Annotated in this window: 23 protein-coding genes; 14 read left to right on the top strand and 9 right to left on the bottom strand. The window is 69.2% G+C overall.

The annotated features are described in order from the left end of the window. The first annotated feature begins 25 nt into the window (after positions 1-25). Both ACF1AJ_RS12055 and ACF1AJ_RS12050 read left to right on the top strand, forming a co-directional pair. Complete coding sequence (locus ACF1AJ_RS12055) at positions 26-1,414, top strand: O-acetylhomoserine aminocarboxypropyltransferase/cysteine synthase family protein (protein ID WP_391507584.1); 1,389 nt, start codon at positions 26-28, stop codon at positions 1,412-1,414. A gap of 6 nt (positions 1,415-1,420) precedes the next feature. Then, entirely contained in the window at positions 1,421-2,740 is a 1,320-nt protein-coding gene (locus tag ACF1AJ_RS12050) for an NtaA/DmoA family FMN-dependent monooxygenase (protein WP_391507583.1), read from the top strand. A gap of 350 nt (positions 2,741-3,090) precedes the next feature. Here ACF1AJ_RS12050 and ACF1AJ_RS12045 read toward each other — a convergent pair whose 3' ends face one another. Then, the gene (locus ACF1AJ_RS12045; protein ID WP_391507582.1) at positions 3,091-3,645 is read right to left on the bottom strand and encodes a CGNR zinc finger domain-containing protein; all 555 of its coding nucleotides are present in this window, start codon (positions 3,643-3,645) and stop codon (positions 3,091-3,093) included. 69 nt (positions 3,646-3,714) lie between these two features. Here ACF1AJ_RS12045 and ACF1AJ_RS12040 point away from each other — a divergent pair, with 69 nt between their 5' ends. From ACF1AJ_RS12040 to ACF1AJ_RS12025, 4 genes are read left to right on the top strand one after another with little or no spacing between them, the layout of a single operon-like run. After that, positions 3,715-4,713 carry a DMT family transporter gene (locus ACF1AJ_RS12040; protein ID WP_391507581.1) on the top strand — a complete coding sequence of 333 codons (999 nt, stop codon included), beginning with the start codon at positions 3,715-3,717 and terminating at the stop codon, positions 4,711-4,713. A gap of 39 nt (positions 4,714-4,752) precedes the next feature. Continuing rightward, positions 4,753-5,028, top strand: coding sequence for a hypothetical protein (locus ACF1AJ_RS12035; protein WP_391507580.1), 276 nt, complete (start codon positions 4,753-4,755; stop codon positions 5,026-5,028). Between the two features lie 32 nt (positions 5,029-5,060). Next, a complete protein-coding gene (locus ACF1AJ_RS12030; RefSeq protein WP_391507579.1) occupies positions 5,061-5,591 on the top strand; it encodes a hypothetical protein in 531 nt (176 codons plus the stop codon). A 58-nt stretch (positions 5,592-5,649) separates the two neighbouring features. Next, the gene (locus ACF1AJ_RS12025; RefSeq protein ID WP_391507578.1) at positions 5,650-5,904 is read left to right on the top strand and encodes a DUF3072 domain-containing protein; all 255 of its coding nucleotides are present in this window, start codon (positions 5,650-5,652) and stop codon (positions 5,902-5,904) included. A gap of 67 nt (positions 5,905-5,971) precedes the next feature. Here ACF1AJ_RS12025 and ACF1AJ_RS12020 read toward each other — a convergent pair whose 3' ends face one another. From ACF1AJ_RS12020 to ACF1AJ_RS12005, 4 genes are read right to left on the bottom strand one after another with little or no spacing between them, the layout of a single operon-like run. After that, positions 5,972-7,354, bottom strand: coding sequence for a GH1 family beta-glucosidase (locus ACF1AJ_RS12020; protein ID WP_391507577.1), 1,383 nt, complete (start codon positions 7,352-7,354; stop codon positions 5,972-5,974). Positions 7,355-7,356: 2 nt separating this feature from the next. Next, positions 7,357-7,719 (bottom strand): tautomerase family protein, encoded by a 363-nt coding sequence (locus tag ACF1AJ_RS12015; protein WP_391507576.1) that lies wholly within the window; start codon positions 7,717-7,719, stop codon positions 7,357-7,359. A gap of 32 nt (positions 7,720-7,751) precedes the next feature. Then, positions 7,752-8,702, bottom strand: a complete 951-nt coding sequence (locus ACF1AJ_RS12010) for an aldo/keto reductase (protein ID WP_391507575.1) — start codon at positions 8,700-8,702, stop codon at positions 7,752-7,754. Continuing rightward, a complete protein-coding gene (locus ACF1AJ_RS12005; protein ID WP_391507574.1) occupies positions 8,699-9,466 on the bottom strand; it encodes a VOC family protein in 768 nt (255 codons plus the stop codon). Before ACF1AJ_RS12005 ends, ACF1AJ_RS12010 begins: the two co-directional genes overlap by 4 nt. Before the next feature lie 216 nt (positions 9,467-9,682). On the opposite strand from ACF1AJ_RS12005, the gene ACF1AJ_RS12000 reads away from it, so the two are divergent. The 7 genes from ACF1AJ_RS12000 (at position 9,683) to ACF1AJ_RS11970 (ending at position 16,558) form a co-directional block, all read left to right on the top strand. Further along, positions 9,683-11,059, top strand: a complete 1,377-nt coding sequence (locus ACF1AJ_RS12000) for an ABC transporter substrate-binding protein (protein WP_391507573.1) — start codon at positions 9,683-9,685, stop codon at positions 11,057-11,059. A 32-nt stretch (positions 11,060-11,091) separates the two neighbouring features. Then, entirely contained in the window at positions 11,092-12,072 is a 981-nt protein-coding gene (locus ACF1AJ_RS11995; RefSeq protein ID WP_391507572.1) for a carbohydrate ABC transporter permease, read from the top strand. After that, entirely contained in the window at positions 12,065-12,853 is a 789-nt protein-coding gene (locus ACF1AJ_RS11990) for a carbohydrate ABC transporter permease (protein ID WP_391507571.1), read from the top strand. The genes ACF1AJ_RS11995 and ACF1AJ_RS11990 overlap by 8 nt, the downstream gene beginning before the upstream one ends. Before the next feature lie 84 nt (positions 12,854-12,937). Next, positions 12,938-13,744, top strand: a complete 807-nt coding sequence (locus ACF1AJ_RS11985) for a substrate-binding domain-containing protein (RefSeq protein WP_391507570.1) — start codon at positions 12,938-12,940, stop codon at positions 13,742-13,744. After that, on the top strand, positions 13,741-14,958 hold the full coding sequence (locus tag ACF1AJ_RS11980) for an ROK family protein (RefSeq protein WP_391507569.1): 1,218 nt from the start codon (positions 13,741-13,743) through the stop codon (positions 14,956-14,958). Before ACF1AJ_RS11985 ends, ACF1AJ_RS11980 begins: the two co-directional genes overlap by 4 nt. A gap of 114 nt (positions 14,959-15,072) precedes the next feature. Then, positions 15,073-15,702 carry a putative glycolipid-binding domain-containing protein gene (locus ACF1AJ_RS11975; protein ID WP_391507568.1) on the top strand — a complete coding sequence of 210 codons (630 nt, stop codon included), beginning with the start codon at positions 15,073-15,075 and terminating at the stop codon, positions 15,700-15,702. 91 nt (positions 15,703-15,793) lie between these two features. Beyond that, entirely contained in the window at positions 15,794-16,558 is a 765-nt protein-coding gene (locus ACF1AJ_RS11970; RefSeq protein WP_391507567.1) for a hypothetical protein, read from the top strand. Between the two features lie 5 nt (positions 16,559-16,563). Here the strand turns inward: ACF1AJ_RS11970 and ACF1AJ_RS11965 are convergent, their stop codons facing one another. From ACF1AJ_RS11965 to ACF1AJ_RS11950, 4 genes are all read right to left on the bottom strand, one after another. After that, entirely contained in the window at positions 16,564-18,327 is a 1,764-nt protein-coding gene (locus ACF1AJ_RS11965; RefSeq protein ID WP_391507566.1) for a beta-galactosidase family protein, read from the bottom strand. A 66-nt stretch (positions 18,328-18,393) separates the two neighbouring features. After that, positions 18,394-19,740 carry an ABC transporter substrate-binding protein gene (locus ACF1AJ_RS11960; protein WP_391507565.1) on the bottom strand — a complete coding sequence of 449 codons (1,347 nt, stop codon included), beginning with the start codon at positions 19,738-19,740 and terminating at the stop codon, positions 18,394-18,396. A gap of 50 nt (positions 19,741-19,790) precedes the next feature. Next, a complete protein-coding gene (locus ACF1AJ_RS11955; protein WP_391507564.1) occupies positions 19,791-20,726 on the bottom strand; it encodes a carbohydrate ABC transporter permease in 936 nt (311 codons plus the stop codon). Then, positions 20,726-21,649, bottom strand: coding sequence for a carbohydrate ABC transporter permease (locus ACF1AJ_RS11950; RefSeq protein WP_391507563.1), 924 nt, complete (start codon positions 21,647-21,649; stop codon positions 20,726-20,728). Before ACF1AJ_RS11950 ends, ACF1AJ_RS11955 begins: the two co-directional genes overlap by 1 nt. A 128-nt stretch (positions 21,650-21,777) precedes the next feature. Between ACF1AJ_RS11950 and ACF1AJ_RS11945 the strand changes: the two genes are divergently transcribed. Then, entirely contained in the window at positions 21,778-22,833 is a 1,056-nt protein-coding gene (locus tag ACF1AJ_RS11945) for a LacI family DNA-binding transcriptional regulator (protein ID WP_391507562.1), read from the top strand. Positions 22,834-22,963: the final 130 nt, after the last annotated feature.

Genomic DNA, 22,963 nt, shown 5'->3' with positions numbered 1-22,963 from the left:
GGAGGCGGTGCCGCACCATAGGGGGATGTCGGAGTTCAGCACAGCCCAGGTTCACGCGGGCGAGGCCCGCGACGCCGCCCACGGCGCCCGGGTCACGCCCATCTACCTCACCGCGGGATTCGAGTTCGACAACTTCGCCCAGGCCGAAGGCCGCTTCGGCGGCGACGAGCCCGGCTACACGTACAGCCGCTCCGGCAACCCGACGACCGCCGCGCTCGAACGCCGCGTCGCCGCCCTGGAGCACGGCCGCGAAGCGATCGCGGTCGGCAGCGGCCAGGCCGCGCTGACGGTCGCCGTGCTCGGCCTCGTGCAGGCCGGCGACCACATCCTGTCGGCCCAGAGCGTCTACTCGGGCACCCGCGGGCTGTTCGAGAACGGCCTGCGCAGACTCGGTGTCGAGATCGAGTTCGTCGACGACCCCACCGACCTCGCGGAGTGGCGGCGGCGCATCCGTCCCACCACCCGGGTGCTGTTCGGCGAGTCGATCGCCAACCCCGGCACGGAGATCCTCGACATCGCCGGCGTCGCGGCGGTCGCGCACGAGAACGGCATCCCGTTCATCGTCGACAACACGCTCGCCACCCCGTACCTGCTGCGGCCGGGCGACCACGGTGCGGACATCGTGGTTCACTCCGCCAGCAAGTACCTCGGTGGCCACGGCTCCACGCTGGGCGGCCTGGTCGTCGACCAGGGCAGCTACGACTGGGCGACGTCGCCGTTCGCGCATCTGACCGGGCCCGACGACTGGCTGGATGGCGCGAGCTACGTGGCCACGCACGGCGCGGCCGCGTACACGGCGTTCACCCGCTCCGTCGTCGCGTCGCTGTTCGGGCCGGTGCTGTCCCCGCTGAACGCGTTCCTCATCCAGCAGGGCATCGAGACGCTCTCGCTCCGCGTGCAGCGGCAGTCGGACACCGCGCTCGCCGTCGCCCGCTGGCTCGAAGCGCAGCCCGAGGTCGCCCGCGTGGAGTACGCGGGCCTGCCGTCGCACCCGTCGCATCCCCTCGCCCAGCGCTACCTGCCGCGCGGTCAGGGCGCCGTCCTCGGGTTCACGCTTGCGGGCGGAGCCGCAGCGGCCGAACGGTTCTACGACGCCGTCGAACTGTTCAGCCGGATGACGCACATCGGAGACGTGCGGTCGCTCATCCTCCACCCCGCCTCCACCACGCACGCGCACCTGCCGCGGCACGTGCGCGACGGAATCGGGATCGGTCCGGGACTGCTGCGCCTGTCGATCGGGCTGGAGGACGCGGACGACCTGATCGCGGATCTGGAGCGAGGAATCGCCGCGGTCGCCGCGGCGGACGTGGTGGTCGAGGATGCGGCTGTCGCGGATGCGGTGGTCGAGGATGCGGCTGTCGCGGGGGACGCAGAGCTGACCTCGGCGCCGCTGAGCGCCGTGGCGGGGAGGTAGGCGAGCATGGCACGACTGCAGCACTTCGGCTGGTTCTTCAGCCGCGGCTTCGGGCCTCAGGGCTGGGGCCGCCCGTATTGGGAGTGGGACTACCGGTGGACGCGGCCGGATCTCTACCAGCAGTCCGCGCGCGAACTCGAGCAGGCCGGACTCGATCTGGTCATCATCGAGGACGCCCTGTCGATCGGCTTCCCGGAGACCGTCGACCTGCGGGTGCGCGAGGCGTACGGCGGGCCGAAGCACGACCCGCTGATCCTCTCGCCGTACCTGCTGGATGCGACCGAGCACCTGGGTGTCGCTCCCACGATCAACGCCGGCGCCTACCCTCCTTACGTCGCCGCCCGTCAGTTCGCGAGCCTGCACCACCTGAGCGGTCACCGGCTCGGGGTCAACGTGGTCACTGACGTCGGCAGCGCGCGGCACCTCGGCCTGCCGGCCCTCTCGCACGATGCGGCCTATGACCGCGCTGAGGAGTGGCTCACCGTGATCCGGCGGCTGTGGCACAGCTGGGATGACGACGCACTCATCGAGGACGCCGCGACGCGCCACTTCGCCGACGGCTCGAAGATACGGCCGTTCGAGCACGAGGGCGAGTACTTCCGGGTGGCCGGGCCGCTCAACGCCGTGCCGTTCACCGACGGCGACCCGGCGATCGTCTCGCCCGGCGGCTCGCCGCGCGGCATCGCGTTCGCCGGTACGCACTCCGATGTGCAGCTCGCCCTCGCCCCGCTGGACGCGCAGAGCATCCGCGACTACCGGGCCAAGGTGCGTGAGGCGGCCGTGGCCGCCGGGCGCGACCCCGACTCGATCAAGGTGCTGTTCGTCTTCAAGCCGGAGGTCGTGCCGAGCGACGAGGAGGCGCGGAGGGTCGTCGAGGCGTCGAAGCATCCCACCGACGCGGAGCTGTACCGGGAGCTCGCCGGACAGTCGAGCGACCTGGAGACCGACCTGACGCAGCTGTCGCTCGACGAGCCGTTCGACGTCTCGGTGTTCGGCGACCACGTGTCGCAGGGCAGCATCAAGGGACTGTTCGGAAAGCAGGGGATCCGCGATGGGGTCACGCTGCGCGACCTGGTCGCGCCGAAGGTCGTCAAGGGACGCATCGCCGACCGCGAAGGATTCGTCGGGACGGCCGAGCAGATCGCCGACTTCATCGAAGAACTGGGGGAGGAGGCGTCGAACGACGGCTTCATCTTCTCGGGCGACCTGCACCCGGTGACGCTGCACCGCAACCTGGACGAGCTCGTCCCCGTCCTGCGTCGGCGCGGAATCCTGCGGCGGGAGTTCGGCGACGGCGGCATCCGGGGCAATCTGTCTGACTTCTGAGCGGGCCGCGGCTTGCGTCGGAGAAACAGGCGCGAATCTCCGACTGACCGCGGTGGGGCAGGAGATTCGCGCGCCGGTGTGCGGAATCTCCGACCGGGGCGGCCGTATCTCCGACCGGGTGAGGCACATCTCCGGCGGGAGGGAGCGGATCTCCGCGAGTGTCAGGCTGAGCCGCCTCCGGAGGCCCGCGGCTACGGTCGGTGGCTTGCGTCGGACGAAAGTGCCCGAATCTCCGACTAACCGCGGTGGGACGGGCGATTCGCCCGCGGAGGCGCGGGATCTCCGGCCGGGGGGAGGCGCATCTCCGGCGGGAGGGAGCGGATCTCCGGCGTGAGCGGAGGGCCGGACGGCTACGCGCGCTGCTCCTTGCGGGCGCGGAAGGCGACCATGTTCATCCGGTTGCCGCAGCGCACGCTGCAGAAGCGCTTGGAGCCGTTGCGGGAGAGGTCGAGCAGGAGGCCGGTGCAGTCGTCGGCGGCGCACACGCGCAGGCGGCCCGTCTCGTCCGAACGGATCACATCCACCAGGGCCAGCGCGATCTCGACGCGGATGCGCTCGGCGAGCGGCGCATCCTGAGCCGTGGCATGCAGGTGCCAGTCGAACCCGTCGTGGCGCATCAGGTACGGCAGGGCGTGCGCTTCAGCCAGCATGGCGTTGACCTCGACGGCCGCCTCGTCGCGGTCGAGCGTCCAGGTGCGGCGGATGCGATCTCGCGTCTCGTGGACGGCCCGGAGCTCCGCCTCGTCGCCATCGACGCGGCCCGAGTAGCGGCTCTCGGTCAGCAGGGCGACCAGCTGCTCCGGGGTCGCGAGTTCGTCCTCGCCGCTCTGCGAGGCGTCCGGAACCGTGTTGCCGAGGACCACGGCGAATTCCAGGGCGTCCTCTGTGTCAGGGGCAAAACGCAAGTTGACTCCTTACTCGCGACGCGCGTAACGTCAGGACCATCATCGCTGACAACCCTGACAGGTGACCCTATGACGCATCGGCATCCGACTTCGCTCGGCCTGCTCATCGCCGTGCTCTCTGCGGCGACGTTCGGGATGTCGGGCGCGTTCATCAAACCGCTGCTCGAGAGCGGCTGGTCGCCCGTCGCTGCCGTCACCGCACGCGCCCTCATCGGCGGGATCGTGCTGCTGCCGTTCGCGCTCATCGCCGTCCGGGGTCGCTGGGCTGCGGTCTGGCGGGGCCGCTGGCGGCTGCTCGGGATGGCTCTCGTCGGCGTCGCCGGAACCCAGGTGCTGTACTTCGCGGCCATCCAGCGCATCCCGGTGAGCTCGGCGATCCTCGTCGAGTACCTCGCGCCCGTCCTGCTGGTCGTCGTCGTGTGGATGCGCACCCGGCGGGCGCCGCGCCTCGTCGTCCTGGCCGGGTCGGTCGTGGCGGTCGGTGGGCTCGTGCTGGTCGTGTCGCCCGGTGGCGCCGGCGCTCTCGACCCGCTCGGCCTTCTGCTGGCGGTGCTCGCCATGGGCGGTTGCGCGGCGTTCTATGTGATCGCGGCGCGACCGAGCGACGGCCTCCCGCCCGTCGCCCTGGCCTCCGGCGGGCTCCTGATCGGCGCGATCGCCCTCGCCGCCGTGGGGGCGACGAGCGTTCTGCCGGTCACGGTGAGCTTCGCCGAGGTGCCGCTGTTCGGCCAGTCGGTGGCGTGGTGGGTGCCGCTCGCCGTGGTCGGCGTGTTCGCCACGGCGGTCGCCTACGCCGCGAGCATCACCGCGACGGAGCTGCTGGGGTCGCGGCTGGCGTCGTTCACCGGCCTGCTGGAGGTGGTGGCGGCGACCCTGTATGCGTGGCTGCTGCTGGGGGAGCAGCTCGGTCTGCTCCAACTGCTGGGCGGGCTGCTCATCCTCGGCGGGATCGCGCTGGTGCGCGCCGATCGCTCGGATCCGGTAGGTGGCGTCGCACCCGACCACGCAGGCTCGCCGGAGGAGCCCGCTTCGCTCGGCGCCTCGCTGCCGGAGAGCAAACCGAGCTGACCCCTTGCCGCGGCTCCCGCACGCGCCGATGGTGGACACATGGATGCGACGAGCCGCGATGAGGACCGACGTGGGCACGACGAGGACACGTCGACGATCGACGTACGCCTGACCGGCGTGCGCGACCCGCGCGACCCGGATGGCTTGCTGACCGTCGAGCAGGATGCCGACCGTCCCGACCCGTCGCGGTTCGGCGTTCCCGAGACGGACACGCTGGAGCGGGAACGGGAGTACGTCGCCCGGCTGGGCGAGGGCGGCTCCTCGGACGACCTGCCGCAGGTGCCGCCGAAGCGCGGCGTGACCGGCCGGGGCTGAGCACCCCCCCCGGCAGCGGCGAGAATGGGATGATGGCCCTCCCCGCGACCGAGCGCATCATCCCTGTCCCGGTCACCCGCATCGAACTGGAGGCCGCCGTCGCCTTCGGAACCCTCCGCCGCGCCTTCGAAGTCGAGGTGCCCCCGCTCGACGTCGGACAGCTGCGGGACCTGCTCGCGGACGACGCGGACTGGCGCCGCCTCACCCGCGAGACGGCGGGGCCCGGCATCCATCGGTTCGTGAGGTTCTGGACGGATCACCCGACGCCGGTGATGCGCGTGGGCGGAGCCGACATCCCGAGCGCCGTGTATCTCATCGGCGATTACGCCACAGCTGCGCGGATGTTCCGGCACGACCCCGGAACACTGCTGTACACGCCGATCCGGGTCGAGCTGCACGCTGCGCGCAGCGGCGGAACAGTGCTGAGTGTCGACCAGCCGAGCAGTCGGCTGGCGAGCTTCGGCAACAACAAGATCACACAGGCGGGCTTCGAACTCGATCGGATGCTCGGTGACCTTCTGGAGGAACTGGGCCTGCCCCGGCCCAGCGTGCTGCGCCGATGAGCCGGTGGCAGCGGTCCTCCCCCTGACGATGTCGGTGCGGCGGCGTACTGTCTGCCGCATGAGCGACACCAGCGGCACCACGAACGGCGCGGGCGACGATGTGCTCGGCGCCCGCGGCGACGACAGCAACCCTGCGAGCAAGGACCCGTCGGAGTGGGTCACCGGCGATGAGCCGATGACCGCATCCCAGCGCAGCTACCTCGACACCCTCGCCCGCGAGGCCGGCGAGGAGCTCCCCGCCGACCTTACGAAGGCGCAGGCCTCGGAGCACATCGACCGGCTCCAGCAGAAGACCGGCCGCGGCCAGTCCTGACGCGATCCGGTTGACGCAACACGCCGTCCCCAGCCGACGGCGGACGGCGTGTCGCGTCAACCGAAGGTCAGCGGGAGGCGGGCACCGCGTCGCGGAGGAAGTCCGCGACCCAGCGTGCGCTGCGCTTCGGCGTGCGCTTCTGCGTCGTGTAGTCGACGTGCACGATCCCGAAGCGCCGGGAGTAACCCCACGCCCATTCCCAGTTGTCGATCAGCGACCAGATGAAGTAGCCCTGCAGCGGTAGGCCTTCGGCGACCGCATCCCGGGCCGCCTCGAAGTGCGCCTCCAGGTATTCGGCGCGCTGCGGGTCGTCGATCTCGCCGTCCGCGCCCACCTGGTCCGGGTACGCAGCACCGTTCTCGGTGATGTACAGCGGCAGGTTCGGCGCGAGCGCGTTGGCCTGGCGGAGCACATCCACCATCCCGTCGGGGTGGATCTCCCAGCCCATCTGCGTGACCGGAGCCCCGGTCTTGACGAAGCGGACGTGCTCGCTGCCCGGGTAGGCGCTGGCCGGGCCGCCCGTCGCCGGGTTCGACCCCGACGCGACGGTGTGACGGCTGTAGTAGTTGATGCCGAGGAAGTCGATCGGCGCGGAGATGCGCTTCAGGTCGTCATCGGTCGCGTTCTCGGCGAACCACTGCGTCTCGCCGAGGTCCTCGAGCACATCCGCGGGGTACGCGCCCTTCAGTACCGGGTCGAGGAAGAACCGGTTGCTGAGGCCGTCGATCCGGCGCGCGGCGTCGGCGTCCGCCTCGGAGTCATTCGCGGGCTGCACCGAGTAGAGGTTGAGCGTGGTGCCGATGTTTGCGGACGGGACGGTCGCTCGCAGCGCCTCCAGTGCATGGCCGTGGCCCAGAAGGAGGTGGTGGGCCGCGTGCGCCGATCGGGAGCCGAGCGTTCGGCCGGGCGCGTGGTGCCCGCTCGCGTAGCCGAGGAAGGCCGAGCACCACGGCTCGTTGAGCGTGATCCAGTCGGTCACGACGTCGCCGAGCTCCTCCGCGACGAGCGCGGCGTAGTCGGCGAACCGCATCGCGGTGTCGCGATCGAGCCAGCCGCCCCGGTCCTCCAGCGCCTGGGGCAGATCCCAGTGGTACAGGGTCGCCCACGGCGTGATGCCGCGCTCGCGCAGCGACTCGGCGAGCCGACGGTAGAAGTCGAGTCCCGCACGATTCGCGGGGCCGGTGCCGTCGGCCTGGATGCGCGGCCACGCGATCGAGAACCGGTAGGCGTCGAGGCCGAGGTCGGACATCAGCGCGACGTCCTCCGGCCAGCGGTGGTAGTGATCGTCGGCCACGTCGCCCGTGCTGCCGTCGGCGATGGCTCCGGGGACGCGCGCGAAGGCATCCCAGATGCTCTCGCCGCGGCCATCCTCGTGGGTGGCGCCCTCGATCTGGTACGAGGCGGTCGCGCTCCCGACGACGAAGCCGTCGGGAAGGTCGCTTCTCTGCATGGTCACTGCTCCTTGGACGGGGCGAGCCAGTCGCCGTCGCCGTTCTCGTAGAGGGAGATGAGGATGTCGTCGCGCTTGATCCCGAGCGCTGCGAGCCGCTCGACGACCAGCTCCGCACCGCGCTGCTTCACTTCGGGAGAGTACCCGTTGTAGGCAAGGATGCTGATGAAGACGATGTCCGAGCGATCCGCGTCCGGGAAGGTGCGGCTGTAGAACAGGTCGCCCTGCTCGTGCAGCGTGAAGATCTGGAACAGGTCGTCGGCCGGCATGCCCCAGCCGTCCGCGAGCGCGGAGTTGATCGCCTGGCTCATCTGCGGTCGGAGGTGAGCCAGTGGGCTGTGCATGTCGATTCGGACGAGTGGCATGGTGTCTCTTTCGTGTGTTGTGTCGGTGTCGGTCAGTCGGCGTCGAGCCAGTTCGCGGGAGAGGGCAGGAGCGACTCCAGCTCGTCCCAGAACTCCTGCGGCCGGTCGAGGGCTGCGGCGTCGAGGGTCTGCTGGATGCGCTCCGGCCTGCTGATCCCGACGATGGTGCTCGCGAATCGGTCGTCGCGGGTCGAGAAGCGCAGGGCGGCGGCCGCGAGGGTGGTCTCCCAGCGGCGGCATACCTCCCGCATGCGCGCGATGGCGTCGAGCGTCTCCGCCGAGGCCGCCCGGTAGCCGTAGTCGGTCTTGCGGCCGGTCTCGTCGGCGAGGATGCCTCCGCCGAGAACGGCCGCATTCACGATCCCGACCCCGAGATCGACCGCGCGGTCGAGCAGAGGCCCGGCGCTGCGGTCGACGAGCGTCCAGCGGTTGTGCACGAGCAGCACCTCGAAGACGCCGAGGTCGAGGTAGCGGCGCATCACCCGCACGTCACCGCCGGCGAGCCCGATGTGGCCGACGTCCCCGCGCTCCTTCGCCTCCACGAGCGCATCCACCGCCCCGCCCGGAGCGGTCATGGCGTCGAAGTCGTGAAACTCCGGGTCGTGCAGGTGCACCAGCGGCAGTGGGCGGATCCCCAGCCGCCCGGTGCTCTCGGCGATCGACCGCCGCACGCGCTCACCGCTGTAGTCACCGTCGCGCTGGTCGGTCTTGGTGATCACCAGGACGTCGTCCGGCAGGCCGCCGAACTCCGCGATCGCCCTGCCGATCCGGTCCTCACTGCGGCCGTCGGAGTACCCGTTAGACGTGTCTATGGTCCGGATGCCGCTGCGCAGTACGTCCTGCACCAGCGCGACCGCGTCTGCCTCCGCCACCTCGTGGCCGAAGTTTTCGGGCATGCTGCCGAGCGGGGCGCCGCCGAGGGTCACCGCGCTCACGGAGAGTCCCGTCGCGCCGAGCGGACGCAGCGAGGTGGATGCGGTCATGCGTTCTCGATCGTGTACAGCAGGCCGTCGGGGCCGCTGTAGACCTCGCGGTCGCCGGCGGTGCCGACAGCCGTGCCCGGAGCGGTCCGGCCCTCGAAGGCGACCGCTACGAAGCCGGGCGCGTCGAGCTGCGGGCTGCGCTCCGCCTTCTCGGCCTTGTCGTAGGTGAAGATCTCGAGCGAGCTGTCGCCATGGCGGAGGAAGTTGATCTCGAAGCCACGGTCGTCGCTCGGCTGGTGGATGCCCGACATCAGCGAGTACCCGAGTTCGCCGTAGTGCTCCTTGGTCGCCTCCAGGTCGGCGACGGTCTCGGCGACGTGGTCGAAGCGCGGGCGGTCGGGGTCGCCGAGGCCCCAGTCCTTCTCGACCGCCTCGCGGTCGTAGACCTCGTGGTATTGCAGCGGGCCCTCGACCAGTTCGAGCAGCGTGCCGTCCGGGTCGTAGAAGAACGTGATGCGCACATCACCCTCGGCGTGGATCGGCTCGAGATGGAAGGGCACATCCGCGTCGTGCAGGGCGTCCACGCGGGCGTCGAGGTCGGACACCTTGAAGCCGACGTGACGAAAACCGCGCTGCAGGTCGTCGCCGACCCACGTCGATTCGGCGGGAGCGTCGATGCGGTTGAGCACGAGCTGCGCGGTGACCAGATCGAGCACCGCGTTGTCGTCACCCGCCTCGATCACCTCGGCGCCGAGGTGGCGGCGGTAGAACTCGACCGAACGCGGGATGTCGGTGACGTTCAAGAGTACGGATTCGATGGCCAATGTGGAGTCCCTTCTACGTGAAAGCTCACTATCTCAACGTACGCAACTAAGTGCATTCAGCCAGAGAGAGCGGCAGTAGACGACACCATACATGGCTACACGCAGTTTGTGACAAAAAGGTTCGAACTGTTGCGCGCCTTTCGAATGCGTGTGTAGGCTCGCCCCGAACGTGCGCCGCCATGCACGAGATCAGCACAAAGAGGTGGAGGAATCACAATGATGCGTACGCGGTTCATTTCCGCGGCAGCGGTGGCTGCGGCCGCCGCACTGGCGATCACAGGCTGCACCGGCTCGTCCGGCGATCAGGCCTCGGATGTCAAGCCGGCCAAATCCGGAAGTGTCACCTGGTGGGGATGGACCCCCGACACCCCGGTGGCCGAGAAGTACATCGCAGAGTTCAACAAGCAGTACCCGGACATCAAAGTCACCTACAAGAACTTCGAGAACGTCGACTACCGCAACACGATCACGCCCGCCCTCGACTCGGGTAAAGGCCCGGACGTCTTCGACCTGTCCCCGGCCGGCGGCTCGCCGGACCTCTGGGGCCCGTACGCACTCGACCTGACCTCGCTCGCCAAGGACACCCTGGGCGACGGCTGGAAGGACAAGATCGGCGGCTCCTACGTGAAGCAGCTGACCAGTTCGGACGGACGCTTCGTCTCACTCCCGCTGGGCGGCATGTCCGCAGGCTTCCTCTGGTACAACAAGGACATCCTCGACAAGGCCGGCGCGAAGGTGCCGACGGACTACAACTCGTGGGTGGACACCTGCAAGAAGGTGACCGCCATCGGCAAGACCTGCTTCACCATGGGTGCGGGCGGAACCGACACCTTCCCGACCGAGATGTATCACTCGATCGCCAACACGGTGGATCCCGACTTCTTCATCAAGGCCGCCACCGGCAAGGCGAAGTGGAACGACGAGCAGGGCAAGAAGGTGCTCGAGATCATCAAGAAGATGAAAAACGACGGCATCATCGCGCCGAACGCGCTCGACGGCCCGCAGTATCCCCTCGCCAACAACGAGTTCATGAAGGGCGACGCCGCCATGGTCCAGATGGGCTTCTGGTACACGCAGTATGCGGGCGCCGAGTCGTGCAAGGCCTCGATGGAGGCGGCCGGTGTCACCAACCCGACGTGCTTCGTCCAGTTGCCCGCGCAGTTCCCGGACGTCGCAGGCGAAGGCCACAAGAGCACGTACTTCGGTGAGGCCGACTACGGACTGGCGATCAATTCCGAGTCGAAGAACATCGGCGCGGCCAAGACCTTCGTCTCGTGGATGACCATGGACAAGACCGGCCAGCAGAACGTCGCCAACGCGCTCGATCTGCTGCCGGCCCTGAAGGGGACCACGCCCGACTGGTCGAACATCACGCTCGTGGACGAGGCTGTTCAGCGTCCGGCGATGGAGAACCTGATCAAGGAGAGCGGCGAGACCACCGAGTCCCGCCAGTGGCAGACCACCGAGAAGTCGCTCGACGCGATCGTGGTCGCCATCCAGCAGGTGCTCGACCCGTCGGTGAACAAGTCGATCGCGAGCATCGCCGACGACCAGCAGGCCTCCTCCGAGGCCAGCAAGGTCGGCACGAAGTAATCCGCAACCGATAAGAACGGATCGATTCACTCATGACCGTCACGGATCTTGAGATCGGATCCGACCGACACCCACCCGTGGTGAAGGGGGGCGGGCGCTCCAGACGGCGCGCCCGCCTCCTCCCCGGGGGCCTCCGCTGGATCCTTCCGGCGTTCGCCATCTCCGTCGGGCTGATCTACTACAGCATCATCTACTCGGGCTACCTGTCGTTCTTCTCCTGGCCCGGCGGCCGGGCGCTGATGACGCCGGTCGGCTTCGGCAACTACATCTCGGCGCTGGCCGACCCGGTACTCTGGACCTCGCTGCGCAACACGATCATCTACTTCGTCGTGGTGTTCCTCGTGCAGGTGGCCGGCGGGACGCTGTTCGCGGCGGCCATGCACTCCAAGATCCGCTTCGCGAACCTCTACAAGGTGCTCGTCGTCATCCCCGTCGTCGTGGCCCCGGCCACGCTCGCCCCAGCGCACGTCGAGGTCTGGCAGAGCGACGGCACGGTCAACAGCATCCTCGGCTTCTTCGGTCTGTCGACGCTGCAGCAGCCGTGGATCGGCCAGTCGACCACATCGCTGCTCGTCGTCACCCTGGTCGGATGCTGGGGCGCGATCGGTTACGGCTTCATCCTCATCTACGCCGGGATGGCGCAGATCGACCCCGAGCTCATCGAGGCCGGGCGATTGGACGGCGCCGGCAACTTCCGGGTCCTGTTCTCCATCGTCCTGCCGACCCTGCGCCCCATCATCGTGTCCCTGGCCATCCTGAACTTCATCACGGCGCTGAAGCTGTTCGACAGCCCGTGGCTGATCACGCAGGGCGGTCCGGCGCACTCGTCCGAGTTCCTCGGAACCATGATCTACGCCGAGACGGCGAGCAGCGACCGCAACCTCGGTTACGCGTCGGCGCTGTCCATTCTGGTGCTGATCATCGCGATCGCCGTCTCCGTGTTCATGCAGCTGCAAGGCCGCGAGCGCCTCACCCGCACGAAACCGCGCCGCAAGGAGGCCGCCGATGTTTGAGACCCGTTCGCGACGTGCGCGCATCATCCTGCAGCTGGTGCTGACGGCGGCGGTCATCCCGTTCGTGATCCCGCTGATCGCGATGCTCCAGACCAGCTTCGAGGGACAGGGGTGGGGCAACTACCTGGCGGTGGTGCAGGTTCCCGGCTTCCCGAAGTTCTTCCTCAACACGATCATCATCGCGGTGGCCTCGATCGTCATCGTCTACGTGGCCACCCTCGCGGCGGCGTTCGGCTTCTCGAAGCTGCGCGTGCGAGGGAAGGAGCTGTACTTCTGGCTGATGATGGCCGCGCTGACCCTGCCCGAGGTGGTGCTGATCGCTCCTCTTTATACGACCGCCGTGAAGCTCGGTCTGCTCGGCACCTATTGGTCGGTCATCCTGCCGATTGCGGCCCTGCAGATCCCGTTCACCGTGCTGATCGCGCGCGGGTACGTCGACGGCATCCCGGACGCGATGTTCGAGGCCGCTCGCATCGACGGCGCGAGCACCTGGCGGGTGTTCTGGTCGATCCTGGTGCCGCTGTCGCGCCCGATGGCCGTGGCGCTCATGGTGCTGGTGCTGATCTACGCGTGGAACTCGTACCTGCTGCCGAAAGTGTTCCTCATCGACGACGGGATGGGCGTGGTCACCCAGCTGCCCGAGTTCTTCCGCCGGCAATACAACGACGACACGCCGAAGATCCTCGCCGCGTCCGTGATCACCGCGATCCCGACGATCATCGCCTACATCGCCCTGCAGCGGCAGTTCGAGCGCGGTATGGCGGCGGGCGCGATCAAGTGACGGGGGAAGTCGTGGCTGGGGCGCCGCATCGGGCAGACTTCCTATCTGGGGTCCCGTGCGGGGCGAGGGGAAGGCGGTGAGCAGATGACGGATCAGGCGGCGTCGATCGGCCTGGTGATCCGGCACGGGCGCGACCGCGACCCGGTCGCGTCCGCGATCGTGCGTGCGATCGCCGGCCCGCTGCTCGCGGCCGGCATGCGGTTCATCACCCGGTCGGTCGACGACGAGGAGTCGGAGCTGCGCACCTACCGGCTGTGGGCCCGCGTCGGTGGAATCGCCGGTGTCATCGTTCTCGGGGCACGCCAGGAGGACGCGCGCGTCCGGCTCCTCCGTCAGATCGACATGCCCTTCGTCGCGCTCGCCTCCGTTGCGGACGATGCCGACTATCCGGCGGTGACGGTGGATGCGGCGGCCGCCTCGCGCGCGCTCGCCGCCTACCTCGATGGGCATCCTGCTCGCCGCTGGGTCTACGTCACCGCGCAGTCGGAGCCGGACCCGCTGGTCAGCGATGTCGGCAGTGCAGCGGGCGACGGCGACAGGCGCATCGAAATCGTGCAGACGCCCGACGTCGTCGCGGACGCCGTCCGTATCGCCGCCGAGAGCTCGCCGGACGCCCCGACAGTGCTGGTCTTCGACAGCGACCACGACGCGGTCGCGGCGCTCGATGCGCTGGAGGAGCACGGCGTCCCGGTCCCTGACGCGGTCTCCCTGATCTGCTGGAGCGACTCGTTGGTGTGCCAGAGCGCGAGCCGCCCCATTACGGCGATCGACCGTCATGGCCGGGAGATCGGCGCGCTGCTGGGCACGGCGGCGCTCGCCGCCATCCACGACGGCGATGTCGGACCGGTGACGGCGCCCGAACCCGTCGTCGTCGTGCGGGAGACGACGTGAGCGCGGCGCGGCGGCTGGGGCCGTCGTCCGCGAACACCCGGAGCGCCGTGCTCGATATGGTCCGTTCCGGCGGCACGGTCACGCGCACCGAGCTGGCGGAACGCTCGGGGCTGACCGCCACCTCCATCACCCGCATCGTCAAGTCGCTCATCGAGGACGGTCTGGTCATCGAGACCGGCTTCAGCGAGTCGACCGGAGGCAAGAGAAGCAGCCTCCTGGAGCTCAATTCGACCGGGCGGTTCGCTGTCGGGCTCTCACTCGACGCGGGCCGCCTGACCTACGTGGTGACCGATCTCGCGGGCACGGTCATCGGCAGGCTGGTCTCGCCGGGCATCGAGCAGGCAGGCCCGAGCGAGGATGTGGTGCGCATCGCCCGCGAGCTCGGGCAGCTGCTGGTACAGCTCGACATCGCGCTGGAGTCGGTTGTGGGCGTCGGTGTCGCAGGCGCCGGTCTCGATCTGGGCGCTGGAGCGGAGCGTCTGTCGATCACCTCCACCGAGTGGGAGTCCTTCGCCCTGAACAAGGCGCTCGAACCGCGCATCGGACTGCCGGTGGTGCGCGACAACGACGCCGCCTGCGCCGCCCTCGGCCAGTACTGGGCCGGCCGGGTGCCCGCGACGCAGGACTTCGCGACCCTCTACCTCTCCAACGGCTTCGGCCTGGGACTGATGGTCGGCGGCAGCGTCGCCCGCGGGGCGTCCTCGAACGTCGGCGAGATCGGCCACATGGTGATCGACATCGACGGTCCGCAGTGCTGGTGCGGCGCGCGCGGTTGCCTGGAGATGCTGGCGGCGCCCCGTGCGGTGGTGGCGCAGGCGCTGGACGACGACGATCTCGTCCGGCAGCTGGGCCTCACCCGCGACCCGCAACGCTTCCGCGCCGACTTCGAGGCGATCGCACGGGCGGCCGCCCAAGGCGAGCCGCGCTGCTGCGAGCTGATCAAGCGCTCGGCGCGGTATGTGGCCGCGGCGGTGCTGTCGATCGTGAACGTGCTAGACCTCGACCGTGTCGTGCTGGCCGGACCCGGATTCGCGGACGCCGGAGCCATCTACGTTCGCGAGATCCGAGCGTACGTCTCGCAGTTCGCCCGCACCCGCGCCATCCACCCGGTCGTCATCGAGCTCGCCGACCCCGGGTTGGATGCGGCGGCCGGTGGAGCGGCGACGCTCGCGCTGCAGCACGCGCTCACCCCGCATGCGGCGCCGGCTCGCTGACCACGAGGTCCTCGGACCGACGGGCCGGCCGAACGCGTAACGGCACACCTCTCCACACCGACCCCGCGCTGGGATATGGTTCGGCGACGGCGGTCGTGGGCGGAGGCGAGCAGCATGCGTGGAGCTGTACGGCACGTGGAGTGGGTGGGCGACGAGGACCCGCAACGACTGGAGGCCGCGGTGCTGACCCTCGCGCCGGACAGGCTCGACGCCCTCGGCACCTCGCGGACCACCGACTACGTCACCAGCTGGGCGCTGGAGACCGGGCCGGACTGGGTGACCTCGCGGCTCTCGGTTTCGGTTGCCGGCCGCGGGTTCACGCGCTGGCTCGTGCTGACGCGCAGCGCCCACGGCACCTGGGCGACCGAGACGTACGCCCACGGCGACGTGCGCTACCACGGCGAACCGATGCCCGATCCGGGCGCGGCACACCCGGAAGCCCTGGAGGACGCACTCGACTGCGACCTCGCGCTCTGTCCGGTCACCAACACGATGCCGATCCTGCGCCTGCGTGCCCGAGAGGGGCTGGCGGAGACCGAGCTCACGATGGCGTGGGTCGACCTGCCGTCGCTCGCGGTCATCCCGAGCCGGCAGGCGTACAGTGCCGCGAAGCCGTTCGACCCGGCCTCCGGTCACAGTGTGGTGCGGTACCGCAGCGTGAGTGACACGTTCATGGCCGATCTCACCGTGGATGAGGACGGCATCGTGATCGACTACCCGCGGCTGGCCCGGCGCATCCTCTGAACACACGGCCGGCTCCGCCGTCTTCGAGGCCTCTCATCGGTTCGCGTTGATCGTCCAGCGTGGACCGCCCTCCGTTCGGGATGCTGAGTGGATGCGCAACACCGTTCCCGCCGTCACCGCCCTGTTCTGGGTGACCAAGCTGCTGACGACGGCCATGGGGGAGACGGCGTCCGACTTCCTGGTGAAGGCCATCGACCCCGTCGTCGCCGTCGGTGGGGCCTTCGTAGTGTTCGCCGTGGCGCTCGGGCTGCAGTTCGCCGTGCGGCGGTACATCCCGTGGGTCTACTGGAGCGCCGTGCTGATGGTCGCCGTCTTCGGCACGATGGTGGCCGATGTGCTGCATGTCGAGCTCGGTGTCCCGTACCTCGTCTCGACGGTGGTGTTCGTCGTCGCTCTCGCGATGGTCTTCGTCCTCTGGTTCGCCACCCAGCGAACCCTGTCGGTGCACCGCATCGACACTCCGGCGCGCCAGGTGTTCTACTGGTGCGCGGTCCTGGCGACCTTCGCCCTCGGAACAGCGGTCGGCGACCTGACCGCGACCACGCTCGGGCTGGGCTACTTCGCCTCCGCCCTGCTGTTCGGCATCCTGTTCGCCCTTCCCGGCGCGGCCTACCGCTGGTGGGGCTTCGGCGCGACGGCGGCGTTCTGGACCGCGTACGTCCTGACCCGGCCGTTCGGGGCGTCGCTCTCCGACGGCCTCGCCGTGTCGCACGCTCGCGGTGGACTGGCGCTGGGGACCGGACCGGTCAGCCTGATCCTGCTCGCCGCGATCGCCGTCTGCGTCACCGTGCTCAGCGTCCGAGGGCGCCCGGCTACCGGAACGGTCGCGGAGGCACCCTCGGCCGCTGGTCTCTGACCGGCTCAGACCTCCGTGTGGCCCAGACGCGGTTCCGGCACGAAGGCGGCGACGGCCTCGGCGGCGGACTCCAGCTCCAGCACGATCAGCTCGTTGGCGCCGGCATGCAGTACGCCGCGCGGGACGAACAGCGTCTCCTGCGGTCCGCGCGTCCAGTAGCGGCCCAGGTGGAAGCCGTTGATCCAGGCGACGCCCTTGCCCCATCCCGTCGTGTCGAGGAAGAGGGGGCACGGTTCGTCCAGGCCGAAGACGGCGCGGGCGAAGACCGGACCGGCCAGGCGCTCGGGCGTCTCGGCGCCGGCGGCGTCGAGGGCATCGCGCACGGGCGCGAGCGACGACAGCTCGAGCGGAAGGACGCTCCACCGGCGCAGCTCCTCGCCGTTCAGCTGCACCGGGCCGATGAGTCCCTTGGGCTCGCCGATCCGGGGACCGTAGTCGACGCGGCCCTGGTCCTCGACGAGCACGGTGAGGGTTCCGCGGCTGGGGGAGAGCGCGATGGCCGAGTCGTGGTGGTCGCGGGCGAGCACGCCCAGGCGGCTGGTGCCGACCGAGACGTACGCGCGGTCGCGGACCTCGCCGAATTCCAGCACCGCGGGCTCGGTCGTGTCGATCTCGGTGCGATACAGGCCGAGACCGCTGTAGTGGCCCAGCTCGTCGAACGTCGGCAGCGAGTCCGTGTGCGACCACTCGCCCAGCCGGTCGGCGACCGACCAGAGCGGAACCGAGGAGCCGAACGGGACGGTGAACGCGGGCGCAGCCGCGGCCACGACGGGCTCGAGCTCCGGCACCGGGGCGTACTGCGCGATCACATCGCGGAACGCCCAGAACTTCTCCGTCGGCTCGCCCGCCTCGTCGAGCGGGGCGTCGTAGTCGTAGCTGGTCACGATCGGCTGGTAGACGCCCTTGTCGTTGGCGCCGTTGGTGAAGCCGAAGTTCGTGCCGCCGTGGAACATGTACAGGTTGACGGATGCGCCGAGCGCGAGCAGCGCATCCAGGTCGGCCGCCGACTCCTCCACCGAGGTCGTGTGGTGGTGACCGCCCCAGCTGTCGAACCAGCCGTCCCAGAACTCCGAGCACATCAGCGGCCCGGTCGGCTGGTGTCGGCGCAGCGTCGCCAGCCGTTCGCGCGAGCGGGAGCCGAAGGATGCGGTCTTGAGCAGCTCCGGCAGTGAGCCGTTCTCGAGCATGTCGTCCTGCGGCTGGTCGACCGTGGTCAGCGGCACCGTGATCCCGGCACCGCGGATGACCTCCACCAGCTGACGCAGGTACTCCTTGTCGTCGCCGTACGCGCCGTACTCGTTCTCCACCTGCACGAGCAGCACAGGTCCGCCCTCGGTCACCTGCAACGGCCGGACGATGTCGAGCACGTTCCGCAGGTACGCGGAGAGCGCGGCGACGAAGCGCGGCTCCGACCGGCGGATGCCGACCTCCGGATCCGTGAAGAGCCACGCGGGCAGGCCGCCGTTGTCCCATTCGGCACAGATGTACGGCCCGGGGCGGACGATCGCGTACATCCCCTCGTCGGCCACCGCCTTCAGGAACCGGGCGAGATCGAGCGCGCCGTCGGCACGCCATTCGCCGGGGCGCGGTTCGTGCGCGTTCCACGGCACGTAGGTCTCGATCGTGTTGAGCCCCATCAGGCGCGCCTTGTGGATGCGGTCCGCCCAGTCGTCCGGGTGCACGCGGAAGTAGTGCAGCGCTCCCGAGAGGATGCGGAACGGCTCGCCGTCGAGGACGAAGTCGTCGCCCGCGATGTCGAAGGTGGTCATGGTTCTCCTGAGGGGTGGGATGGCCGTGGCCGGCCGCGACGTGCGCGGCCGGCCACGGAGATGCTGCTACTCGCCGGTGACCGTGAAGCCCTGCTGGTTGCCGTAGTCGACCAGCGCCTTCTGCCAGGCCTGCAGACCGGGGTTCAGGCTGGTGTTCGACGTGTAGGACTGTCCGACCGTGTCCCCGTAAATGCTGTTCGCGTAGACCTGGAACGGCAGGTACTGCCAGCCGGTCGACACGTTCTTGGCGCCGTCCACCAGCACCTCGTTGATCTTCTGACCGCCGAAGTACTCGGGGGCGGAGGCGAGGAACTCGGAGGAGTTGAGGTCCTTCGTGGTCGACGGGAACCCGCCGGACTCGAGGAACACCTTGATGCTGTCCTCGTCGTTGTTCAGCCACTTCAGGAAGCCGGCCGCGAGAGCCTGGTTCTTGCTCTGCTTGAGCACGACCTGGCCGCCGCCGCCGTTCTCGGCGTTGACCGGCTTACCGTCGTAGGTCGGGATGGGGGCGACGCGCCACTGACCGGCGCCGTCCTTTACCGACGACTCGAGCACGCCGGGCATCCACGCGCCGGTGATCAGCGTGGCGATGGAGCCGTTGCCGAGCGCCTTGAACCAGTCGTCGCTCCAGCCGGGGACGCTGGAGAGCAGCTTGCCCTCGACCAGCTTGTCCCAGGTGCCCGTCCACTTCTTCGTGCCCTCGTCCTGGAGGTTGATCGACACCTTGGTGCCGTCCACGTTGAACGGGCGGCCGCCCGCCTGCCAGATCATCGAGGTGGTGAAGCCGGAGTCGCCGGAGTCGCTCGTGATGTAGGCGTTCGGGTCGGCGGCGTGCAGCTTCTGCGCGGCCGCGACGTACTCGTCCCACGTCTTCGGCACGGCGATGCCGTTCTTGTCGAAGACGGTCTTGTTGTAGAACATCGCCATGGGGCCGGAGTCCTGCGGGAGGCCGACCAGCTTGCCACCGACGTTCACCGAGCCCCAGGGGCCGGGGGTGTAGTCGTCCTGCAGCTTGTCGAACCCGTACTGCTTGAGGTCGACGAGCGAGTCGGAGAGGGCGAACTGCGGGATGGCGTAGTACTCGACCTGCGCGACATCGGGTGCGCCCGATCCGGCCTTGATCGCGTTCTGCAGCTTCGTGTACTCGGTGGTGTTCGTGCCGGCGTTGACCAGCTTGACCTTGACCTTCGGGTACTCCTTCTCGAAGGCGGCGACCTGGGCCTCCGCCGACGGGGTCCACGACCAGTAGGTGATGGTCCCGCCCTGCTTGAGGGCCGCGTCGATGTCGGAGGCGCTTCCGCCGCCGGACGAGGTGCCGCCCGAGCAGGCGGCCAGGGAGGCGGCGGCGACGGCGCCGACCACCGCAGCGGTGACGACCCGGGCGATGCGCCGGGACGCGAGAGTGCTCTTCATGAGCTTCCTTTCACTTCTTCGTGGAATGAGATTGCGGATGGGGGATGGGGTTACTGCTTGACGCTTCCGGCGGCCAGACCTGACTGCCAGTAGCGCTGGAGCACCAGGAACGCGGCCACGATCGGGACGATCGTGATGAGCGATCCGGTGATCACGAGGTTGAAGATCGGCTGGGCGCCGACCCCGGTCGCCTGCGCGCTCCACTGGCTGAGGCCCACCGTGAGGGGGTACCAGGTGGGGTCGCTCAGCATGATGAGCGGCAGGAAGTAGTTGTTCCAGGTGGCGACGATCGCGAACAGTGCGACCGTGACGATGCCGGGGGCGAGGAGCCGGAGCGAGATCGTGAAGAACGTGCGGAACTCGCCCGCCCCGTCCATCCGCGCCGCCTCCAGCAGCTCGGTCGGGATGGCCTCGCTCGCGTACGTCCAGATGAGGTAGAAGCCGAACGGGCTGATGAGCGAGGGCAGGATGACCGCCCAGGGGGTGTTCGTGAGTCCGGCCTGGCTGAACAGCAGGAACGTCGGGACGGCCAGGGCGGTCCCCGGCACGGCGATCGCTCCGAGCACCACGGCGAACACGGCCCGCTTGCCGGGGAAGTTGTACTTCGCCATGCCGTAGCCGGCGACCGTGGCGAGCAGCGTAGCGCCGCCTGCGCCGACGACCACGTAGAGGAGGGTGTTGCCCAGCCACTGCACGAAGATGCCGCCGCGGTAGGTGAACGTGTCGGCGATGTTCTGGAAGAGGTTGAAGTCCTTCCCGAACCAGAGCCCGAACGACGAGTAGAGGTCGGGCTGGGTCTTCGTCGCGTTGACGATCAGCCAGATGAGCGGCACGAACGAGTAGATGACGAAGAGCACCATCACGATCGTCAGCAGCGGCGACTTGCGGATGCGGCGGCCGGAAGAGGCGCCGTCCCGGACGCGCGCTGCGGCACGAGACGGGGCCTTGCGCGGGCGCGTGCTCCGGGTGTCGGTCAGCGTGGCCATCAGCGGGCCTCCTTCCTCGTGCCGCGCAGCTGCACCACATACGCGATGACGGCGGTCAGGACGCCCATCACGATCGCGACGGTCGCGGCGTAGTTGAACTGCTGGCCGGCGAACGAGAGGTTGTAGGCGTACATGTTCGGGGTGAAGTAGCTGCTGATCGCGTTGGGCGCCAGCTGCTTGAGCAGGTTCGGCTCGTTGAAGAGCTGGAAGCTGCCGATGATCGAGAAGATCGTCGCGATCACGAGCGCGCCGCGGATGGCGGGGAGCTTGATGCTGAACACCGTGCGGAACGCTCCGGCGCCGTCGATCTCGGCCGCCTCGTAGAGCTCGGTCGGGATGACCCTCAGCGCCGCGTAGAAGATGAGCATGTTGTAGCCCATGAACTCCCAGGTGACGATGTTGCCGATGGAGGCGAGCACCCACTGACCGCTGAGCGGCGCGAGCCCGGTCCCGAGCAGCTGGTTGATGCTCGCGGTCAGACCGAACTGGTCGCCGTAGATGAAGCCCCAGATCAGCGCGGCCACCACACCGGGTACGGCGTAGGGGAGGAAGAGCGCGATCCGGAAGAATCCGGCGCCGTGCAGTCGCGCGCTGTCCAGCGCGAGGGCGGCGACCAGCGAGAGCACCAGCATGATCGGCACCTGCACGACGAGGAACAGCGAGACGCGGCCGAGCGACGCCCAGAACTTCTCGTCCTGGAACACGGCGACGTAGTTGCCGAGGCCGACGAACGCGTTGCCGCCGATGAGCTGCTGGCGGAAGAGGCTGAGGTAGATCGCGTAGACGACCGGCGCGATGATCATCGCCGCGAAGACGACCGTGAAGGGGGCCACGAAGGCCCAGCCGCGCCAGTCGCGGCGCGACCGGCGGCCGCGGCGGGGGATGCCGGGCGCGGTGGCCCGCGTAAGGGACGTCGTTGTCATGTCTTCCCTGGGTTCGAGAACGGTGTGCCGATGTTTACGTCAACATCGTGGCGGCTACTCTAACATGTTCACGTCAACATGATGCAAGGTCGTGTTGAACCCTCGTGTTGAACCGAGAAGTGGAGACCATGGCAGAGTCGCTCGCCGAATCCCCGTCCGCCCGTGCGACGGCACGCAAACGCGGTCCGTCGCTGGGCGATGTCGCGGCGCACGCGGGGGTCTCGACGCAGACCGTCTCGCGGGTGGCGAACGGCCTCACCAACGTCGAGGAGACGACGCGTCAGCGCGTACTCGCCTCGATGCAGGTGCTCGGCTACCGCCCGAACCGAGCGGCGCGGGCGTTGCGGTCCGGCCGCTTCCGCAACATCGGCGTCGTCATGTTCACCCTGTCGTCCTACGGCAACATGCGGACCTTGGACGCCATCGCGGTGTCGGCAGCGACCGCCGGCTACTCGATCACGGTCGTCCCGGTCGAACGCCCGACACAGCAGGACGTGAGCGTCGCGCTCAGCCGTCTGCTGGAGCAGGCGGTCGACGGCATCATCGTCGTGATCGAGGCGCACATCGTCGACCGCGCCGACGTCGAGCTGCCGTCCGGGCTGTCGGTCGTGGTCGTCGACTCGACCGAGCGCCCCGACTACCCGCAGGTCGACACGGACCAGGCGGAGGGTGCGCGGCAGGCCACCCAGCACCTGCTCGACCTCGGCCATCGGACCGTCTGGCACATCTCCGGCCCGGGGGACTCGTATTCGGCCGCACGGCGGGAGGAGTCGTGGCGCCGGACGCTCGAAGAGGCCGGCGCGCCGGTCCCGGAGGTCTTCCGCGGCGACTGGTCGACTGCCGCCGGATACCGGCATGGTCAGGAGATCGCCGCGCGCCCCGAGATCACAGCCGTGTTCGCGGCGAACGACCAGATGGCGCTCGGCGTGCTGCGCGCGCTGCACGAGGCCGGCCGTAGGGTGCCGGAGGACGTCAGCGTCGTCGGGTTCGACGACATGGCGGAGTCGGACTCGTTCTGGCCGCCGCTGACGACCATCCACCAGGAGTTCGAGGCCATCGGTCGCCGCGCCCTCGAACTGCTCATCGCCGAAATCGAAGCGCGGCCCGAGCCGGTGCGTTCCTCGGTGCTGCACACACGCCTGGTCGTGCGCGCGAGCACGGCGGCCCCGCCGCCTCCCGCCTGACGCGCGCCCCTGTCGCCGTCGGAGACCCCGCCCCCACCGTCGGTGATCCCGCCCGATCGCCCCTGAATCTCCATCCGCACCGCGGTCCGTCGGAGATTTCGGCCACTTTCTCCGACGCTACGAACGGGCC

This window comes from Leifsonia sp. NPDC014704 (assembly GCF_043083605.1).
In the GTDB taxonomy this organism is placed as follows: domain Bacteria; phylum Actinomycetota; class Actinomycetes; order Actinomycetales; family Microbacteriaceae; genus Leifsonia.
The sequence above is the reverse complement of the archived record's forward strand: the minus strand, read 5'-3'. Positions and strand labels throughout refer to the sequence as shown.

Coding starts and splice junctions, on each gene's coding strand:
- ACF1AJ_RS12055 (WP_391507584.1), top strand. CDS start 26: ATGTCGGAGTTCAGCACAGCCCAGGTTCACGCGGGCGAGGCCCGCGAC.
- ACF1AJ_RS12050 (WP_391507583.1), top strand. CDS start 1,421: ATGGCACGACTGCAGCACTTCGGCTGGTTCTTCAGCCGCGGCTTCGGG.
- ACF1AJ_RS12040 (WP_391507581.1), top strand. CDS start 3,715: ATGACGCATCGGCATCCGACTTCGCTCGGCCTGCTCATCGCCGTGCTC.
- ACF1AJ_RS12035 (WP_391507580.1), top strand. CDS start 4,753: ATGGATGCGACGAGCCGCGATGAGGACCGACGTGGGCACGACGAGGAC.
- ACF1AJ_RS12030 (WP_391507579.1), top strand. CDS start 5,061: ATGGCCCTCCCCGCGACCGAGCGCATCATCCCTGTCCCGGTCACCCGC.
- ACF1AJ_RS12025 (WP_391507578.1), top strand. CDS start 5,650: ATGAGCGACACCAGCGGCACCACGAACGGCGCGGGCGACGATGTGCTC.
- ACF1AJ_RS12020 (WP_391507577.1), bottom strand. CDS start 7,354: ATGCAGAGAAGCGACCTTCCCGACGGCTTCGTCGTCGGGAGCGCGACC.
- ACF1AJ_RS12015 (WP_391507576.1), bottom strand. CDS start 7,719: ATGCCACTCGTCCGAATCGACATGCACAGCCCACTGGCTCACCTCCGA.
- ACF1AJ_RS12010 (WP_391507575.1), bottom strand. CDS start 8,702: ATGACCGCATCCACCTCGCTGCGTCCGCTCGGCGCGACGGGACTCTCC.
- ACF1AJ_RS12000 (WP_391507573.1), top strand. CDS start 9,683: ATGATGCGTACGCGGTTCATTTCCGCGGCAGCGGTGGCTGCGGCCGCC.
- ACF1AJ_RS11995 (WP_391507572.1), top strand. CDS start 11,092: ATGACCGTCACGGATCTTGAGATCGGATCCGACCGACACCCACCCGTG.
- ACF1AJ_RS11990 (WP_391507571.1), top strand. CDS start 12,065: ATGTTTGAGACCCGTTCGCGACGTGCGCGCATCATCCTGCAGCTGGTG.
- ACF1AJ_RS11985 (WP_391507570.1), top strand. CDS start 12,938: ATGACGGATCAGGCGGCGTCGATCGGCCTGGTGATCCGGCACGGGCGC.
- ACF1AJ_RS11975 (WP_391507568.1), top strand. CDS start 15,073: ATGCGTGGAGCTGTACGGCACGTGGAGTGGGTGGGCGACGAGGACCCG.
- ACF1AJ_RS11970 (WP_391507567.1), top strand. CDS start 15,794: ATGCGCAACACCGTTCCCGCCGTCACCGCCCTGTTCTGGGTGACCAAG.
- ACF1AJ_RS11965 (WP_391507566.1), bottom strand. CDS start 18,327: ATGACCACCTTCGACATCGCGGGCGACGACTTCGTCCTCGACGGCGAG.
- ACF1AJ_RS11960 (WP_391507565.1), bottom strand. CDS start 19,740: ATGAAGAGCACTCTCGCGTCCCGGCGCATCGCCCGGGTCGTCACCGCT.
- ACF1AJ_RS11955 (WP_391507564.1), bottom strand. CDS start 20,726: ATGGCCACGCTGACCGACACCCGGAGCACGCGCCCGCGCAAGGCCCCG.
- ACF1AJ_RS11950 (WP_391507563.1), bottom strand. CDS start 21,649: ATGACAACGACGTCCCTTACGCGGGCCACCGCGCCCGGCATCCCCCGC.
- ACF1AJ_RS11945 (WP_391507562.1), top strand. CDS start 21,778: ATGGCAGAGTCGCTCGCCGAATCCCCGTCCGCCCGTGCGACGGCACGC.